The organism is Marivivens sp. LCG002 (assembly GCF_030264275.1).
Classification (GTDB): Bacteria; Pseudomonadota; Alphaproteobacteria; order Rhodobacterales; family Rhodobacteraceae; genus Marivivens.
Window position 1 is genome coordinate 1968799 of sequence record NZ_CP127165.1, and the last position, 16018, is coordinate 1984816.

General features: G+C 55.0%; 18 protein-coding genes. 10 read left to right on the forward strand and 8 right to left on the reverse strand.

The annotated features are described in order from the left end of the window. Positions 1 to 49 precede the first annotated feature (49 nt). Positions 50 to 376, reverse strand: a complete 327-nt coding sequence (locus QQG91_RS09735) for an arsenate reductase family protein (RefSeq protein ID WP_285770034.1) — start codon at positions 374 to 376, stop codon at positions 50 to 52. Between the two features lie 172 nt (positions 377 to 548). Here QQG91_RS09735 and QQG91_RS09740 point away from each other — a divergent pair, with 172 nt between their 5' ends. The 6 genes from QQG91_RS09740 (at position 549) to QQG91_RS09765 (ending at position 5313) form a co-directional block, all read left to right on the forward strand. Then, positions 549 to 758: a cold-shock protein gene (locus QQG91_RS09740; RefSeq protein WP_285770035.1), complete on the forward strand. Its 210-nt coding sequence runs from the start codon at positions 549 to 551 to the stop codon at positions 756 to 758. 152 nt (positions 759 to 910) lie between these two features. Then, the gene (locus QQG91_RS09745) at positions 911 to 1744 is read left to right on the forward strand and encodes a thymidylate synthase (protein WP_285770036.1); all 834 of its coding nucleotides are present in this window, start codon (positions 911 to 913) and stop codon (positions 1742 to 1744) included. Then, positions 1741 to 2223: a dihydrofolate reductase gene (locus QQG91_RS09750; protein WP_285770037.1), complete on the forward strand. Its 483-nt coding sequence runs from the start codon at positions 1741 to 1743 to the stop codon at positions 2221 to 2223. Before QQG91_RS09745 ends, QQG91_RS09750 begins: the two co-directional genes overlap by 4 nt. Before the next feature lie 147 nt (positions 2224 to 2370). Beyond that, positions 2371 to 3420 (forward strand): hypothetical protein, encoded by a 1050-nt coding sequence (locus tag QQG91_RS09755; RefSeq protein WP_285770038.1) that lies wholly within the window; start codon positions 2371 to 2373, stop codon positions 3418 to 3420. 12 nt (positions 3421 to 3432) lie between these two features. Continuing rightward, positions 3433 to 4824 carry a tetratricopeptide repeat protein gene (locus tag QQG91_RS09760; protein ID WP_285770039.1) on the forward strand — a complete coding sequence of 464 codons (1392 nt, stop codon included), beginning with the start codon at positions 3433 to 3435 and terminating at the stop codon, positions 4822 to 4824. Between the two features lie 60 nt (positions 4825 to 4884). Next, on the forward strand, positions 4885 to 5313 hold the full coding sequence (locus QQG91_RS09765; RefSeq protein WP_285770040.1) for a VOC family protein: 429 nt from the start codon (positions 4885 to 4887) through the stop codon (positions 5311 to 5313). Positions 5314 to 5327: 14 nt separating this feature from the next. Here QQG91_RS09765 and QQG91_RS09770 read toward each other — a convergent pair whose 3' ends face one another. The 3 genes from QQG91_RS09770 to QQG91_RS09780 all read right to left on the reverse strand — a co-directional run bounded on the left by QQG91_RS09770 (position 5328) and on the right by QQG91_RS09780 (position 6625). Then, positions 5328 to 5804, reverse strand: coding sequence for a MarR family winged helix-turn-helix transcriptional regulator (locus QQG91_RS09770; protein ID WP_285772339.1), 477 nt, complete (start codon positions 5802 to 5804; stop codon positions 5328 to 5330). A 156-nt stretch (positions 5805 to 5960) separates the two neighbouring features. Then, positions 5961 to 6233, reverse strand: coding sequence for a succinate dehydrogenase assembly factor 2 (locus QQG91_RS09775; RefSeq protein ID WP_285770041.1), 273 nt, complete (start codon positions 6231 to 6233; stop codon positions 5961 to 5963). Further along, positions 6230 to 6625, reverse strand: a complete 396-nt coding sequence (locus QQG91_RS09780) for a helix-turn-helix domain-containing protein (protein ID WP_285770042.1) — start codon at positions 6623 to 6625, stop codon at positions 6230 to 6232. Before QQG91_RS09780 ends, QQG91_RS09775 begins: the two co-directional genes overlap by 4 nt. A gap of 87 nt (positions 6626 to 6712) precedes the next feature. Here QQG91_RS09780 and QQG91_RS09785 point away from each other — a divergent pair, with 87 nt between their 5' ends. Together QQG91_RS09785 and QQG91_RS09790 are read left to right on the forward strand one after the other, a co-directional pair. After that, the gene (locus QQG91_RS09785; RefSeq protein WP_285770043.1) at positions 6713 to 7915 is read left to right on the forward strand and encodes a pyridoxal phosphate-dependent aminotransferase; all 1203 of its coding nucleotides are present in this window, start codon (positions 6713 to 6715) and stop codon (positions 7913 to 7915) included. Positions 7916 to 7925: 10 nt separating this feature from the next. Continuing rightward, positions 7926 to 8351, forward strand: a complete 426-nt coding sequence (locus QQG91_RS09790) for a hypothetical protein (RefSeq protein ID WP_285770044.1) — start codon at positions 7926 to 7928, stop codon at positions 8349 to 8351. A gap of 15 nt (positions 8352 to 8366) precedes the next feature. Here the strand turns inward: QQG91_RS09790 and QQG91_RS09795 are convergent, their stop codons facing one another. The 4 genes from QQG91_RS09795 to QQG91_RS09810 all read right to left on the reverse strand — a co-directional run bounded on the left by QQG91_RS09795 (position 8367) and on the right by QQG91_RS09810 (position 11907). Continuing rightward, entirely contained in the window at positions 8367 to 9722 is a 1356-nt protein-coding gene (locus QQG91_RS09795) for an MATE family efflux transporter (RefSeq protein ID WP_285770045.1), read from the reverse strand. Between the two features lie 96 nt (positions 9723 to 9818). Next, positions 9819 to 10472, reverse strand: coding sequence for a DUF1007 family protein (locus QQG91_RS09800; protein ID WP_285770046.1), 654 nt, complete (start codon positions 10470 to 10472; stop codon positions 9819 to 9821). 10 nt (positions 10473 to 10482) lie between these two features. Then, entirely contained in the window at positions 10483 to 11370 is an 888-nt protein-coding gene (locus QQG91_RS09805; protein WP_285770047.1) for an NAD-dependent epimerase/dehydratase family protein, read from the reverse strand. A gap of 12 nt (positions 11371 to 11382) precedes the next feature. Next, positions 11383 to 11907 (reverse strand): DUF2867 domain-containing protein, encoded by a 525-nt coding sequence (locus QQG91_RS09810; RefSeq protein WP_285770048.1) that lies wholly within the window; start codon positions 11905 to 11907, stop codon positions 11383 to 11385. A 108-nt stretch (positions 11908 to 12015) separates the two neighbouring features. Here QQG91_RS09810 and parE point away from each other — a divergent pair, with 108 nt between their 5' ends. Further along, on the forward strand, positions 12016 to 13977 hold the full coding sequence (gene parE / locus QQG91_RS09815) for a DNA topoisomerase IV subunit B (protein WP_285770049.1): 1962 nt from the start codon (positions 12016 to 12018) through the stop codon (positions 13975 to 13977). A gap of 607 nt (positions 13978 to 14584) precedes the next feature. Continuing rightward, positions 14585 to 16003 (forward strand): RNA-directed DNA polymerase, encoded by a 1419-nt coding sequence (locus QQG91_RS09820; protein ID WP_285770050.1) that lies wholly within the window; start codon positions 14585 to 14587, stop codon positions 16001 to 16003. Positions 16004 to 16018: the final 15 nt, after the last annotated feature.

The following is a 16018-nucleotide window of genomic DNA, read 5'->3' on the forward strand; positions in this document are numbered from 1 at the left end:
CGCGGTCTCCTTCTTGGGGCGTTTAGGTCACATAAGTGCGGCGCATGGATTATCCAAGCAGTGCGTCCTGAACATCTTTCTTCCAGCCGAGATAAAGCCGTCCCTCGTGTTCGATCACGGGACGTTTCATTAGCGTCGGGTGGAGGGCCAACACTTCGGCGGGTGGCATGGCTTTTTCCACATCGGACAACCCCCGCCAAGTGGTCGAAGCCCGATTGATCGCCGCATCGCCAAAGGCCGCGAGAATGGCAGAACGGTCTGCATCGGTCAGCCCATCCGCGCGAACGTCGATCACCTCGGGCGCGTGTCCGTTTTCTGCCAAAGCTTTGAGCGATTTGCGGCAAGTGTCACAGGTTTTCAGTCCAAAAAAGCGCATTTTCTCTCCATTTTCCGCTATTTGAGGGAAAAGTAGTGCCAATGACAAGGTTGTCATTTGCGTTTTGAGAATCCGTGCTAAGCTTTTGGATAGGGCTTTTGGCGAGGAAGGTTCTCGCTCATTTTTTGGCCTCGACCCTTGTTCAGGGTCAAACGACAAAGGAGAGACGGGAATGCCCAGCGGCACCGTAAAATGGTTCAATACAACAAAAGGTTACGGCTTTATTGCACCTGATGGCGGCGGCAAAGACGTATTCGTCCACATTTCTGCCGTCGAGCAATCGGGTCTGACCGGACTTGCCGACAACCAGAAAGTGGAATTCGAGCTTATCGAAGGGCGCGACGGACGCCAAATGGCAGGAAGCATCAAAAAAGCGGACTGATCGTTCCTCCGCACTGCCAGAACTACCACTTGCACAGGGCCCGCTTTCAAAGCGTCGGCCCTGCGCCCTTTTCGGGAGCCTATGTTTCTGGCTTGGACTCGGGCGCGGCTCGGCCTACAAATACCCCGACACTTGGATTGGGGGACCCTCGCGTGCAGCAGTATCACGACGCCTTGCGCACTGTTCTTGAAAAGGGCGACGTTTCAACGGATCGGACTGGAACGGGAACCGTCTCATACTTCGGGCTACAGGCACGTTATCCGCTCTCGGACGGCTTTCCTTTGGTCACGACCAAAAAGCTGCACCTCAAATCCATCATCCATGAGCTGCTCTGGTTCCTCGCAGGGGACACCAACATCAAATATCTCAAGGATAACGGGGTTTCGATCTGGGACGAATGGGCCGATGAAAACGGCGATCTCGGCCCCGTCTATGGCCGCCAGTGGCGCGATTTCCCCCAGCTCATCGAAGCAGGAAAAGACGCAAGCGGTCATCCGATCTTTCATCGTGGCAGCGTGGACCAGATCAAGACCCTCGTCGAGACGATCAAGCAAAGTCCCGACAGCCGCCGTCTTGTGGTTTCGGCGTGGAATCCGGGTGAAGTCAAGGACATGGCACTCCCGCCTTGCCACACGCTCTGGCAGGTCAAGATCAACGGCGGTAAACTCCACCTTCAGCTTTATCAACGCTCGGCTGATATGTTCCTCGGGGTCCCGTTCAACATCGCCTCCTATGCGCTCTTGCTGAAAATGCTCGCCCATGTAACGGGCTATGAAGAGGGTGACTTCGTCCACTCGATCGGCGACGCCCATATCTATTCCAACCATATGGAGCAGGTGAAGTTGCAGCTTTCGCGCACGCCCAAGCCGCTCCCTGAGGTGCGGATCAAACGCAAGGTGACATCGCTCTTCGACTTCACTTTCGATGACTTCGAAGTCATCGGTTATGATCCCGACCCAAGCATCAAAGCACCGGTGGCCGTATGATCTCTCTTGTTGTTGCCCGAGCCCGCAATGGAGCCATCGGACGTGAAAACACGATCCCGTGGCATGCGCCCGAAGATCTCAAGTTTTTTCAACGCGAAACCTCGGGCGGCGTCATCATCATGGGCCGCAACACATGGGACAGCCTCCCCTTCAAGCCGCTCAAGAACCGCGTAAACCTTGTGGTGTCGTCGAAAGGCGTGCCCGAAGCGGAATTCGTCTATCCCTCGCTCGAGGCGGCCATCGCCGCCGCCCACGCAATGGGCCATCGGCGGATTTACGGCATCGGGGGCGCGGGTATCTATCGTGAGCTCTTGCCCAAAGCAGACCGGCTTTTGATTACCGAAGTGGATATGGACGTGCCTGATGCAGACACGTTCTTTCCCGAAATCGAGGTCGCAGACTGGCACGAAGTGGGACGGCACACCCTGCGCGACGAGGGCCCGCGCTGCGAGCTTGTCGAACTCCTCCGTAGGGTCTGACCCCTATATCTAGGCGATTAGTGAGATTTATTTCCACATAGCGTAGTTTTTTGGGGTTGCAGGGGCGATTCTGCTGCCAGCTCTGGTTGACAGACTCTGTCACTCGGGCAAATGTGCCTCAACCCAAACGGATACAGAAACATACCTATGTATAGTCGCATCATTTGCCTTGCCGCAGCGCTTCCTTTATTTGCAGCGGGCTGCACCGCGACCAATCCGCTTGCGGACGATCTTGCCAGCTTGCTCAACACGGGTGGTGAGCCATCTGCAAATGGCGACAGCGATGGGATTACCATATCGGGAACGACGCTCTCACCTGCAACCACAAATGCGAATGGTGTCGAGCAGATCATCCGCTACGAAGCGTCGGACAGCGGCTTTGGCGGCCTGTCTCGCGGGTTTACCTATGTGTCGGTAAACGACACCATCGTGATCGACAACATCGCGTTTGACGGTGGAAACGTCTACACTCGCGGGAACCCTGTAAGTCAGGTGAACAATTACGCCGTCTACGAGGGTGATGCGACTGCACTTGATCCATTGACCGGCAAGACAATCCCCCAGGTCACGAATTACCGCGCCCTCATTGGCTTTAGCACCAACCGAGTAGATGGAGCCCCGCGCTCGGCCTTTGCGATCAACCGCACCGGCGGTTACGTCCAGTATGGCTTTGGCGGGTTTGTGTATCAACGCGTTGGCGGCGTGACCATGCCGACAAGCGGTCAAGCCGTGTTCGAAGGGGATTATGCGGGGATGCGCGTCTTTGACACGCGTGGCGGTCTCGAGTTTACCGAAGGTGATATTCAGCTCGTTGTCGACTTCAATGACTTCAACAGCGGCGCAACCATCAACGGCGAGATCACCAACCGTCGCGCCTTTGATATTGACGGTAACCTCATTACACTCGGCGGGACCGGCAACCTCGTATTGCCGGACTTGCGCATCACAGTTGCAAAAGATGACGTAGGAATTGCAGCAAACGGTGAAGTCTCGGGAACGATCGGTTCGGTGAGTATTTCCACGGGCGGCGCAGCGCAGGCCTATGAAACCGGCAAGTATTATGCGATCCTTTCGGGCGACGCCACAAGCGCGGCGGACGGTGGGGAAATCGTCGGGATTGTGGTTGTTGAATCCACCGACCCGCGCTTTACTGGGGTAAAGGCACAAGAAACGGGCGGCTTTATCGCCTATCGTTAAGATCGGCGGGCTATGGTTTTTCGTTCACTCTTTCTGGCATTTTTATGCGCGGCATCGTCGGGCTTTGCCCAAAGCGTTGAGTTCACGCCCGAAGAAGCAAGAGAAGTCGCCATCGCAGCGGTCAACGCAGGTGATTTTGCAACCGCTCATCAGCTGTCCGACGTCCTGCTACAGCGCAATGCCAAAGACGTTTCCGCTCTGATCGTGCGTGCACGTGTCGCGATTGCCTTGGGGGATTTCGAGGACGCCGAAACCCTTGCGGGCAGCGCGTTTTCCCTCTCGAGCAATGAACATGTCCGCTTTGCGGCGGCGCGTGTCGTCGCCCTCGCTCATGCCAATCAAAACGAATTCACCCGTGCGCAATTCTGGCTCCGTCGCGCAAGGCAGGTCGCGCCCGATGCCGATGCCCGCGCACTTGCCGCGCAGGATTTCAGGATCGTGGCCGCGCGCAATCCGCTCTCTGTCTCGTTCAGTTTCGGGATCAGCCCGAGCAATAACGTGAACAACGGGAGTTCCAATTCTCGGGTGGTTGCGCCCGATTGGGCCAATTTTCTCAAATCGTTTCTGGGGAGCAGTGCGGTCGTCGGGGATGTTGTCGATCTCTCTGCCGGATCGCAGGCCATCAAAGGCTTCAATATCCAAGCGGGGCTCAGCCTTGGCTATACTCTCGGCCAAACGCCGACCTCACGCACGACGCTCACCTTTGGGGCAAGCGCAAATCAGGTGGTCTTTACCGCAGCAGAGAAGGCCGCAAATCCTACCATCGATCCTCGGGCCTATTCGACGCAAAGTCTGAGCTTCGGTCTTGATCGCGTGTGGGCCGCCGATGATGGCGGTTACTATGCCATCTCGCCCGAAGTCTCGCAGGTCTGGTATGGCGGCTCGATCTTGCAACAGAGCCTTGCCCTCGACGCCAAGCGCTTTTGGGCGATTGACGAGCGCAACGGTTTTACCCTCCTGCCGCGGTATGAATTGACGCGATATCCCGCAAGTTCGGACCAAAGCCAGGCATTTGGCGTTTCCGCCCAATGGCAACATGTGCTCGAAACGGGTGGCAGGCTCGGGTTTGATGTCACTACGAGCAAAGTCAGCGCAAAAGATCCTCTCAAAGCGAGCTTTGGCGGTGGTATTTCGGTTTCGTATTCCCACCCCGCTCCGGTCTTTGGCCTCGATATTTCGGGAACGGTGGGGCAAAGCTGGCGTCGGTTCGAAGGCTGGAACGGCGGCGCAGGCACACGTTCGGACGCGACTTTCAACATCGGGCTTGATGTCGCCGCCCCCAAAGCCGAGATTTACGGCTTTGTCCCTGTCATGAGCCTGAGCGGAAGCGCGACGCAAAGCGACCGCGATCTTTACGACAAGACGGTCACGAGCATCGGTCTCAATTTCCGATCCGCTTTCTAAAAGACACTTGAACTCGGGCCACGAAACGCCAAACTCCTGAGCACACACAGGAGTTTGACGATGCCTTTGAAATACCTTCACACCATGGTGCGTGTGCTCGATCTTGAGAAATCCATCGCGTTTTACGAATTGCTCGGCCTGCGCGAAACCCGCCGCTCGGAAAGCGAAGGCGGACGTTTCACGCTCGTTTTCATGGCGCCTCCGGGTCAGGAGGAATGCCCTGTCGAGCTAACCTATAACTGGGATGGGGATGACGGGCTACCTTCTGACAGCCGTCATTTTGGACACCTCGCCTATGCGGTCGACAACATCTATGAGACCTGTCAGCACCTGATGGATAACGGTGTCACGATCAACCGACCGCCGCGTGATGGCCGGATGGCGTTTGTTCGTTCGCCCGATAACGTTTCGATCGAACTCTTGCAGGCTGGCGATGCTCTGGAGCCTGCCGAACCCTGGACCAGCATGCCGAATATCGGTCACTGGTAAGAAGATCGGGCGGATCAGTAGATATAGCGGATCTGGTCCGTCCAATACCGCTCGACGCGGCGCAATGACGATGTGATATGGTCGATCCCGTCAAGATCGAGCACGCCGCGATCAAGCATCCCCTCGGAGTGACGGGAAAACAGTTCGGCAATGATCGAACGGATTTTCCGCCCTTTCTCGGTTAGGCGCACCCGCACAGAGCGGCGATCCACCTCGCAGCGCTGGTGATGCATATATCCAAGTTCAACGAGCTTTTTGAGATTATAGCTCACATTCGACCCTTGGTAATAGCCGCGCGATTTGAGCTCTCCTGCGGTGACCTCATGCTCGCCGACATTGAACAGCAAGAGAGCCTGGACCGGATTAATCTCGATCAATCCAAGACGTTCGGATTCATCCTTGATCACGTCAAGGAGCAGGCGATGAAGACGCTCGACGAGCGTCAGAGTGTCGAGATAACTGGTCATAAAGGCCGCATTCTGCGCGGCCATGGGTGCGTGGAATGACCCCACATTCGGGATCGAACTAAGGTGTGTCATCGGTTTCATCTCCTTCTTGGCAGCTATGCCAAATCTAGAGATCAAACCGAGAACATTTAGTTAAACCACCACACAAAAAATCGCTAAAATTGCGTCAGTTTGGCGGGGTCAGGCTGGGCGCGTCAAACCATGCGCACCTTCGGCGATCCTTGCAATCAAGGCGGCATGTTCGTCGGGTGCCTGAATCTGACCGCTCACCCATTGATAGAGGTCCTGATCGTTTTCCTCGAGCAGGGCCTCATAGGCATCAAGCTCCGCCTCGCTCATCGCGGCAAGATGCGTGTCGGCATAGGCGGACAATATCAGGTCCATCTCCTTGATCCCACGGCGCATAGAGCGCATGGCAAGGCGTTTGATGCGGATCAGGCGGTCTTCGGTCATACGTTGTCCTTTACTGCGGCGCGAAGGCGTTTTTCGAGTTGCCCCAAACGCTCTACCGAACTTGCCATTTGGGCACGAAGCGTGCGCAACTCGGCGAATAGAGCGGAGACATCCGGCGAAAGCTCGGCTTGATCGGGGTGCCCGAGACCGTCGCCCTGCCCCGATAGCATCCACTGAAGTGAAACGCCAAGGATACCTGACATCATTTGCAAGCGGTTTGCTCTCGGCTCCTTGAGGTCTTCTTCCCACGCGCGCAGCGTTTCGAGTTTGACGCCAATTCTGGACGCCAGCTCCTTTTGGGTCAAACCCGCCGCTTCGCGCGCAGCGGTGAGACGATCACCAAAGGTGGCCTGCTCTTCGCTATACCAATTTGTTCCGTTTTCCTCGCCCATATCTCGCTCCTTGTTGGTTGCTGCTTGATCGGTGCAATCGTCCACCATATGACACATTCATCCTTAAAAGACCACCGGAGCCCCCTGATGACTTTCCTCTCAGCGACACTCGACCGCGTAAAACCCTCGCCCACGATTGCGGTGACGACGAAAGCCCAAGAGCTCAAGGCCGCTGGTCGCGACATTATCGCGCTTGGTGCAGGCGAGCCCGATTTCGATACGCCCGCCAATATCCGCGAGGCTGCAAAGCGTGCCATCGATGAAGGCAAAACGCGCTATACTGCGGTCGATGGCATCCCAGAGCTCAAGAAAGCGATCTGCGCCAAGTTCGAGCGTGAGAATGCTCTGAGCTATACCCCAGCCCAAGTGACGGTCGGCACAGGCGGCAAACAGGTGCTTTACAACGCGCTCATGGCGACCCTCAACGCAGGGGACGAGGTGATCATTCCTGCGCCCTATTGGGTGTCTTATCCCGATATGGTGCTTTTGGCAGGCGGCACGCCGGTCGTTGTCGAATGCTCGCTCGAAAACCGTTTCAAAATTACCGCAGAACAGCTCGAGCAAGCGATCACGCCGAAAACCAAATGGTTCCTGTTCAATTCGCCCTCGAACCCGACGGGTGCTGGCTATAATCGCGAAGAGCTCAAGGCTTTGACCGATGTGCTCCTGCGTCACCCCCACGTCTGGGTGCTGACGGATGATATGTATGAACATCTCGTCTTTGACGATTTCAAGTTCTGCACCCCTGCCGAAGTGGAGCCTGCGCTCTACGATCGCACGCTGACCGTCAACGGGGTTTCGAAAGCCTATGCGATGACCGGATGGCGGATCGGCTATGCGGCGGGGCCCGTTCCTCTCATCACCGCCATTCGCAAGATCCAATCACAGTCGACGTCGAACCCCTGTTCGGTAAGCCAATGGGCGGCAGTCGAAGCCCTGAACGGACCGCAGGATTTTCTCGGGACCAATCGGGCCGTTTTCCAGCGTCGCCGCGATCTTGTCGTCTCGATGCTCAATGAGGCCAAAGGGATCAATTGCCCCGTGCCCGAAGGTGCATTCTACGTCTATCCCGACATTTCGGGCTGTATTGGCAAAACCTCTGCCGGCGGCGCGCGTATCGAGAACGATGAAGCCTTCGTTTCGGCACTTTTGGAAGAAACTGGGGTCGCGGTGGTCTTTGGAGCGGCATTCGGGCTTTCCCCGAACTTCCGTGTCAGCTACGCTACATCGGATAAAGAGCTGCAGGACGCTTGTTCGCGGATCCAAGAATTTTGTGAAGGTTTGTATTAAGGGGTTGGGGATGAGCGGAGATCTTCCGGATTATTATTTTCGTGTGCGTGAAAATGGCGCCGTGGTGTTCAAAGTCGACACCGAGAACCGCCAGCGCCGCATTGAAATGAACCAGATCGCAGTGATCAACGTCAAAAACGGCGATATTAAACCCCAAGGGGACCGCATGCTCACCGAAGCCGATCTCAAAGAGATCAAGGCTTGGATGGAAGAGCGAAACCGTATCCTTATGCAGCGGGATATCGACGATATTTTCCGTGCCGTCGACCACATGAACCTGACCACCCAATGGGCGCAGGCGCGTGCGACCGACGAGCAGCTTGAAGAAGTCACGGACACCCTCTTGCTTGCGATGCATGACCTAAGAACCGTTCTGGTGCGCAAGAAAGCAGACCGCATCCTCAAGCCTGCGATGGTCAAAGACGGCGCAAGCTAAGGCGCGAGAGGGCGACTAGGCGCCGATCTTGACCGAGTGGCCCCAGAAGCGGGCCATCATGCTAAAGGCCGCAGCGCCAAGCCCTGCAGATAAGCCAAACCATAGTCCGACCGCTCCGAGCCCGAACACGAAGGCAAGGATATAGGACGATGCCAAGCCGATGATCCAATAGCTTCCGACCGCAAGCCACATCGGCACCGTGGTATCATGAACCCCGCGCAGAAGGGACAGGGCGACGATCTGGCCGCTGTCCATGAATTGGAACATGGTCGAGACAATCACAAGCGTTGTTCCGATCGTCAGCAATTCGACAATTCGCGCTTCGTTCGGATCAAGGAACAGGCTGACCAACTGGCTCGGAAAGACACAGAAGATGCAAATCACAACCACACCAAAGAAGCCCGCAATGATGATCGCTGCTTTTGCGACATCGCGCAGTTCTTCTTCGTTCTTGCTCCCATAGGCGCGCCCCGCAAGCACCGTTGCCGCCTGACTCATCCCCACATGGAACATAAAGGTCAGCGCAGTCAGTTGGAGCGCGATCCCATGCGCGGCAAGCTCGATCTCGCCGATCCAGCCCATCATGATGGCGCTGGCGGAGAACATCCCCCCCTCTGCCAAAGAGGTGAGGCCGATCGGGAACCCCATCCCCGCCACCTTGCGAAACAGTTCCCAGTCGGGACGCCAGATGCGGATAAAAAGCTGAAAACGGCGCTCTTTTATACTCACATAGATGATATTGGCGCTTACCATACCAAGCTGTACAAAGACCGAAGCAATGGCCGCCCCGCGAATACCGAGTTCGGGAAAACCGAATGTCCCGAAAATCAAAAGGTAGTTGATGAGGACGTTGAGAAGAATGCCGCTTGTGGTGACGATGAGCTGAATTTTCGTGTGGCTCAGCGCCGAAAGGAAGGACCGTAGCGACATCAGAACCAACGCGGGCAGCATCCCGAGAACGGCGATCCGAAGGTAATCCTGAGCCAGTTCAGCCACGATCGGGGTCTGGCCCAGCATCTTCATCAGGGCTTCAGACCACCACAAGACCGGAAAAGCGCAGGCATAAAAGATAACGCCGAGCCACATGGACATGCGCGTTGCACGCCGCGCCAGAACCTCGTCACCCGCGGCAACCGCAGATGCGACAATGGGCAAAACCGCAACGCCAAAGCCAGAGCCCAGCATGAACACCACGAAGTAAATCGACGTGGCAACCGTTGCTGCGGCCAGTGCGGTCACGTCGTAACGGCCGAGCATCAAAGTGTCGGTGAGGTGGATGGCAAAGCCCGCGAGATTTGCTCCGACCAGCGGAATACCAAGCCGCAAAAGCGCTTGAACGTGGTCCCAGACCTCTTTTTTTTCGGTCGTCATCAAACTGCCCTGAAGGATCCTCTACGCATAACAAACGAGAGTTTTAAGATGCAACAATCGCAAGAACGAAGCGCATAAGTCAAAATGTCTCGCTCCCTACTCAACGCAACTTATGAGCACAATATCAGAAAACACCTCTCCGAAAGGGGGATAAATGTCTTCTCCAGTCAAATCCCCGACTTGTATTCCGCCTATGAGCGCGCTGACCGCCTCGTGGGCGGCGTCCATATCGGCCTTGATCACACGCGCAGGACAGGCAAGTTCGCCGACAATTTCAAGCTCGGGCAAAACGGTATAAGCCGTAATGTAGTAAGGATCGAAAAGCTTGATGACGATCGGGGACTTTGCATCATCAGGGGGCACGACACCGCGCCGGTAGGTCTCGCGGATGTGGCCGAATTCAAAGGTCATGGCGGCGTCTTCTCGCGGCAGGAGAGCGACCGGCTCACCGTCTGCAAACACCGAAAGGTCACCATTGAATTCAGGTGGCCAGTCGAGCACCAATTGGCTCAGCCGCTCGATCTCGGCAGAGGACAGCCGCATGGTTTCGTCTTCGTCTGCTCCGATTTCATGCGCAAGAAGATGGGTGAATTCCTCATCATAGAGCCAATCCATGCCGATCGCCGAAAGAGCTCCGCTCTCATCGGCGACCAAAGTGACTTTGGCTTGGACAAAGATCAGCGGCAATGCCCCGACCACCGTCGGAGCAAGGCCCAGCGCAAAGGTAATCCACAACCATGCCTTGCGCAAAATCACGAACCTAGATCTCCGAGCGCCAAGTGCCGTGTTTCGGCGAAAACCCGACAAGCCTCTTTGCTTTGTCATTGGCGTAGAAGGTCTCATAGGTCCCAAGGTCGCGTTTTTGCGGAACACCTTGGTAGAAACGCTCGATCACTTCCGCAGAGGTGATCCCGACCGAGGAGTCATTGTTCGAGACGTTGAACACCTGATAGCCAAGCCCGTCCGTATCCAGACAGCACTCCACCATATGCGCCAGATCACGCGCGTCGATATAGGCAAAGATATTGCGCCGACGCAGAGCGGGGTCTTTGACAAACGCAGGGAAATTCTCTGCGTATTCATGCGGCTCGATCACATTATTGATCCGGAAGCCATAGATATCTGCGCCTGTGCGGGCCTGAAAGCTCTTGGCCGTAACCTCGTTGACGACCTTGGACATCGCATAGCTGTCTTGCGGCACGGTTGGATGTTCTTCGTCGACGGGAATATACTCGGGCTTGACCTCGCCGTCGGCGAAACAGACCCCATAGGTCGTTTCGGAACTTGCAAAGATCACTTTGCGGATGCCGAATTTGGCAGCGGCATCAAGGATGTTATAGGTGCTCAGCACGTTGACCCGATAGGTTTCATTATCGGGAACGAGCAAAATACGCGGCACGGCAGCAAAATGCACAATCGCATCATAGCGCGGCACACCTGTCCCCGGTTCAAGCTCGTGAAAATCGGCATAGGCGTGCAGTGCATTGAGAACCTGCCCCGCATCCGTCAGGTCGACCTTGATGTTGTGGACCTTGGGATGATCAAGAGGCACAAGGTCCGCATTCGTGACCTGATGCCCGAGCGAAATGAGATGGTCGACGGTATAGCGCCCTGCTTTGCCGCTTCCGCCTGTCATGAAAATACGCATTTGGGTCCTCCTTCAGCGGGAGGGTAACGTCTCGCTTGGCGTATTCAAGGCGATACTGACACGCGCTAACATAAGAGTGACAATGACCTTATGCGCGATCCCTACGGGGATCATGTAAAGCTTGCCAAAGAGGTTATGCGTCACCACCGAGGATGTGATGGCAAGAAATCCGTCCGTGGTCGTGATGCTGGTCATGACGTCGAGATGGCGGTCCCTCTCGGTGAGAATCAAAGCGTCCTGCGAGACGCCCTCGATCAGAAAAAAGTCGAGCTTTTCACCGACGACAGGTTCTTTGCCACTCGACCTTGCAAAGCCCCCGATTTTCTTGACACCGAAAAGCGAAGAGACCGCATCCCTGATTTTGAAAGCCAGCGCTAATCCGGGAAGCGGGCGAGACATCACGATGTTCCATGCCTGCATGGCGGTAAGATCACGGGAAATGGGGAGCGCGCGCACATCGAAATAGGACAATGTTTCGACAGGACCGAGGATTTGGGCTTTGCGCGGCGGGCGCTGCAGAACCTGAACCTTGGACATAACGCCTCCATCTGTCGCAACCCGATAAGGATTAAGTAGAGAGGAACATCTTTCCCCCGCCCCTCGTATTTGCCATATTGTCGCAAACACAGAGAAAAGAGCAGAGCAATGGCCGACGATCTCCTGTCCGGGGCACAGCCCGACACAACCTATGACGCGTCTTCGATCGAAGTGCTCGAAGGGCTTGAACCTGTTCGCAAGCGTCCGGGCATGTATATCGGCGGCACGGATGAACGCGCGCTGCACCACATGGTGGCCGAAATCCTCGACAACTCGATGGACGAAGCCGTTGCGGGCCACGCCAACCGGATCGAGGTCGAGCTTCACGCCGATTACTCCATTTCGGTGCGTGACAACGGTCGCGGCATGCCCGTCGATCCGCACCCCAAGTTTCCGGGTAAATCCGCTCTCGAAGTCATTCTGACCGTTCTGCACGCGGGCGGTAAATTCTCGAACAAAGCCTATTCGACCTCGGGCGGTTTGAACGGCGTCGGCTCCTCTGTTGTGAACGCTCTCTCCGACCTCATGGTCGTGCAGGTTGCCCGCAACAAAGAGCTTTATGAACAAAGCTTCTCTCGCGGTGTGCCGCAGGGCCCGATCCAGAAGATCGGCGCAGCGCCGAACCGTCGCGGCACCACAGTGACATTCCACCCCGACCCCGATATTTTCGGCTCGCTCAAGCTCAAGCCCGCCCGTCTTTACAAGATGGTGCGCTCCAAGGCCTATCTTTTCTCGGGTGTCGAAATCCGCTGGAAGTCCGACATCGACGACGGCGAAACCCCGCAGGAAGCAACGTTCCACTTCCCCAACGGTCTTGCCGATTTTCTCAATCAATCGCTCGAAGGCGTGATGACCTATTCCGAGCGTCCTTTCGCGGGCAAAGTCTCGTTCGAGGAAAAGTTCGGCGTTCCGGGATCGGTCGAATGGGCCATCAACTGGACCCCATCGCGGGACGGTTTCATCCAGTCCTATTGTAACACCGTTCCCACCCCCGAAGGCGGCACCCACGAAGCAGGATTCTGGGCCGCCATGCTCAAGGGTGTGAAAGCCTACGGTGAACTCGTCGGCAACAAGAAAGCGGGCCAGATCACCCGCGAAGACATGCTCACAGGCGGCTGTGCGCTGATTTCGATCTTTATCCGCGAGCCCTCTTTTGTGGGCCAGACCAAGGACCGCCTCTCGACCGAAGAAGCCTCACGCTGGGTCGAAACGGCCGTGCGCGACCACTTCGACAACTGGCTTGCGGCGGACACCAAATCCGCGGGCGCGATCCTCGATTTCCTCGTGCTGCGGGCCGAAGAGCGTCTTCGCCGCCGTCAGGAAAAGGAAACGGCGCGCAAATCCGCCACCAAGAAACTCCGCCTTCCGGGCAAGCTGACAGACTGCACCGCCAAAAACCGCGAAGGCACCGAGCTTTTCATCGTTGAGGGCGACTCGGCAGGTGGTTCGGCCAAGGGTGCGCGCATCCGCGAAACCCAAGCGCTCCTCCCCCTCAAGGGCAAGATCCTCAACGTGCTCGGCGCCGCATCCAACAAGTTGACGACCAACCAAGAGATCAATGACCTCTGCGAAGCGCTCGGCGTTCGTATGGGCACCAAGTTCAACCTTGACGATCTGCGTTATGACAAGATCATCATCATGACCGATGCTGACGTCGACGGCGCCCACATCGCGTCGCTCTTGATGACCTTCTTCTTTACTCAAATGCGCCCGCTGATCGATCACGGGCATCTATATCTCGCATGTCCGCCGCTTTATCGCCTGACCCAAGGCGCACGCCGCCTCTATGTCGCCGACGATGCGGAAAAAGAAGCGGCGATGGCCAAAGGCCTCGGCGGCAAAGGCAAGATCGACGTCCAGCGTTTCAAGGGTCTTGGCGAAATGGATGCCAAGGACCTCAAAGAAACAACGATGGACCCCAAAACCCGCAAGCTCATCCGCGTCACAATCGACGAAGACGAGCCTGGTGAAACCGGCGACCTTGTCGAACGCCTTATGGGCAAGAAACCTGAGCTGCGTTTCCAATACATCCAGGAAAATGCCAAATTCGTCGAAGAACTCGATGTTTAATTTGTTTGTCGAGATGCGCATAGTCTTTCGCATCCCCATAATATTTCGCATTCGCACCCAAAGTCGTTCGCAACGCGCGCATAGTTTTTCGCGGGGACGGGTTTAGGCGGCTTAGCCAACAGGCTTGTAAGATGGATGGGGTTCCGGTTTCGCGAGTAGCTCCAATTTGCGCGTGATCAAGATTTGCATGAAAGGGTCGAGCTAACTAGCTGCAGACTTAACTCCGCGACAAAAGCCACCTAAGACAGCTACCGATCTAAGCGGCTTACCCATCACTTGTCCAACAATAGGGCGGCAAGCGCACGTTCGCTACGTGATGGACGGGGGTTTGCACTACGCAGGAGCCAGACATTGCTAGATTATCTTCAATTGGCTGCCTGGGGATCGTAGTCGAAGGTATCAAAACCGCATTTGACTGCGCTCAGCAGAAATCGCCGCGCCGAACTCCGTGACAATTAATTTAACTAAACGCAATATTTCATCAGATCGTGAGCGCTATCCGACGAACGAAAAGAAATAAGCTACCAAGCGCCTGGCCCTAGTGAATGTTGCCTGCATGTGCTACTTAAATTGCACACATCGTGACTACCAAAGGTAGAGTTGAATTTTGTCTAAGATTTTTCTGGGTGCTCAGCTAACTTACCAAGTTTGGGAAGAATTGAAGTCAGGTCGCGTTCCCTTACTAAGTGATGAAGATTTAAGCAGTATCCCTCAGTTTGTGGAGGCTTACACGGCAAGATTGCGCAGCCGCAGCTACTTGCCGGATGTGGCACATGGATATCTCGGGGTCGAAAAGGGAGTTGGTGTTACTCGTTTTCTGCCAATACTCTCGAAAGAAGACATGGCTATATATTATCACCTCTGCACCTTAATCGGGGAAAAAGTGATAATAAAAAGAGAGCGGATCTTTGGTGGCTGGCGCGCGATAACAACCTCTGGTATGCCAAATAATTCTGAAGAGGCAGAGCGTGAGGCCAAAGCCTTTCAGCAGGGGTATTTTTCGGGAGCCTTCTCAAATGTCATGTGGTTTGATGCCTTCAGATCGTTCACTCAGCTTGTGAAAAATTTGATTTCCGACTCCACTCTTGGCCCATATGTCGCTACTACAGATATATCAAATTTTTATGACTCAATTGAAATTCCTCGCCTGATCCAGAAACTTCGGCGTGACATGCCAAAGGAACACCATGAGGAGATTAGCTTTTTAGAGATTTTTTTAGGGTTATGGAATAGGCGAATAACTGGCTATACGCAATCATCAACCGGCATCCCGCAAGAGATCATCTCCGACGGCTCTCGTTTCCTCTCACATTATTATCTGCAGGATTTTGACGCAAAATTCTCAGACTACTGTGCATCAAAATCTCTAGTCTATGTCCGGTTCGCTGACGACATGCTGATCTTTGGCCGAAGCAAACAACGCATTGAGGAGGCAGTGCACGAAATATCTCGCCTACTTTTGACAGAAGGATTAAATTTAAATTCTCATAAAACGAAGATCTACACAAAATCTGAACTATCGGATTTACGAGTTATTGAATTACTCGATGCGATAAGCAGGAGAGATAATAAGAAGGTTCGGAAAGAGTTGAGATCAATTAGGGCAAGAATATCAGAAGGTAAACCACTGCGGCTAGATACTGCCTTTCGTGCCGTTCTAGGCTACCTACATAGAATGGGTGGTCGAGCTGGAGTATACGAGCGTAACTTCGCGATTGAAGTCGCGTTTGAGAATCCAAGTATTGTTGGGACACTGAACGATCTTCAATTGTTTAATCTCATAAGTATTTCCAATGACAGGCAAGCCATGTTTCGACAGATAAGAGGTCAATGTCTGTCGCGCCCATACACAGGCCCTGTATCCAACTTCCTTATGCTTATTCGGACTCACGGCCCCAAGCTCGAGGCAATAGGAATTTCGAAACGTTTACAGCGTGCTTCTGTATCAAAAATAGAGCGTGAAGAGCGAAGCGAAGTAATAGGGCGATATTGTTTGCCAGCAACAAAGCGTGCTTTGGAAGGCTGAGCTAGTAGTAAAAAA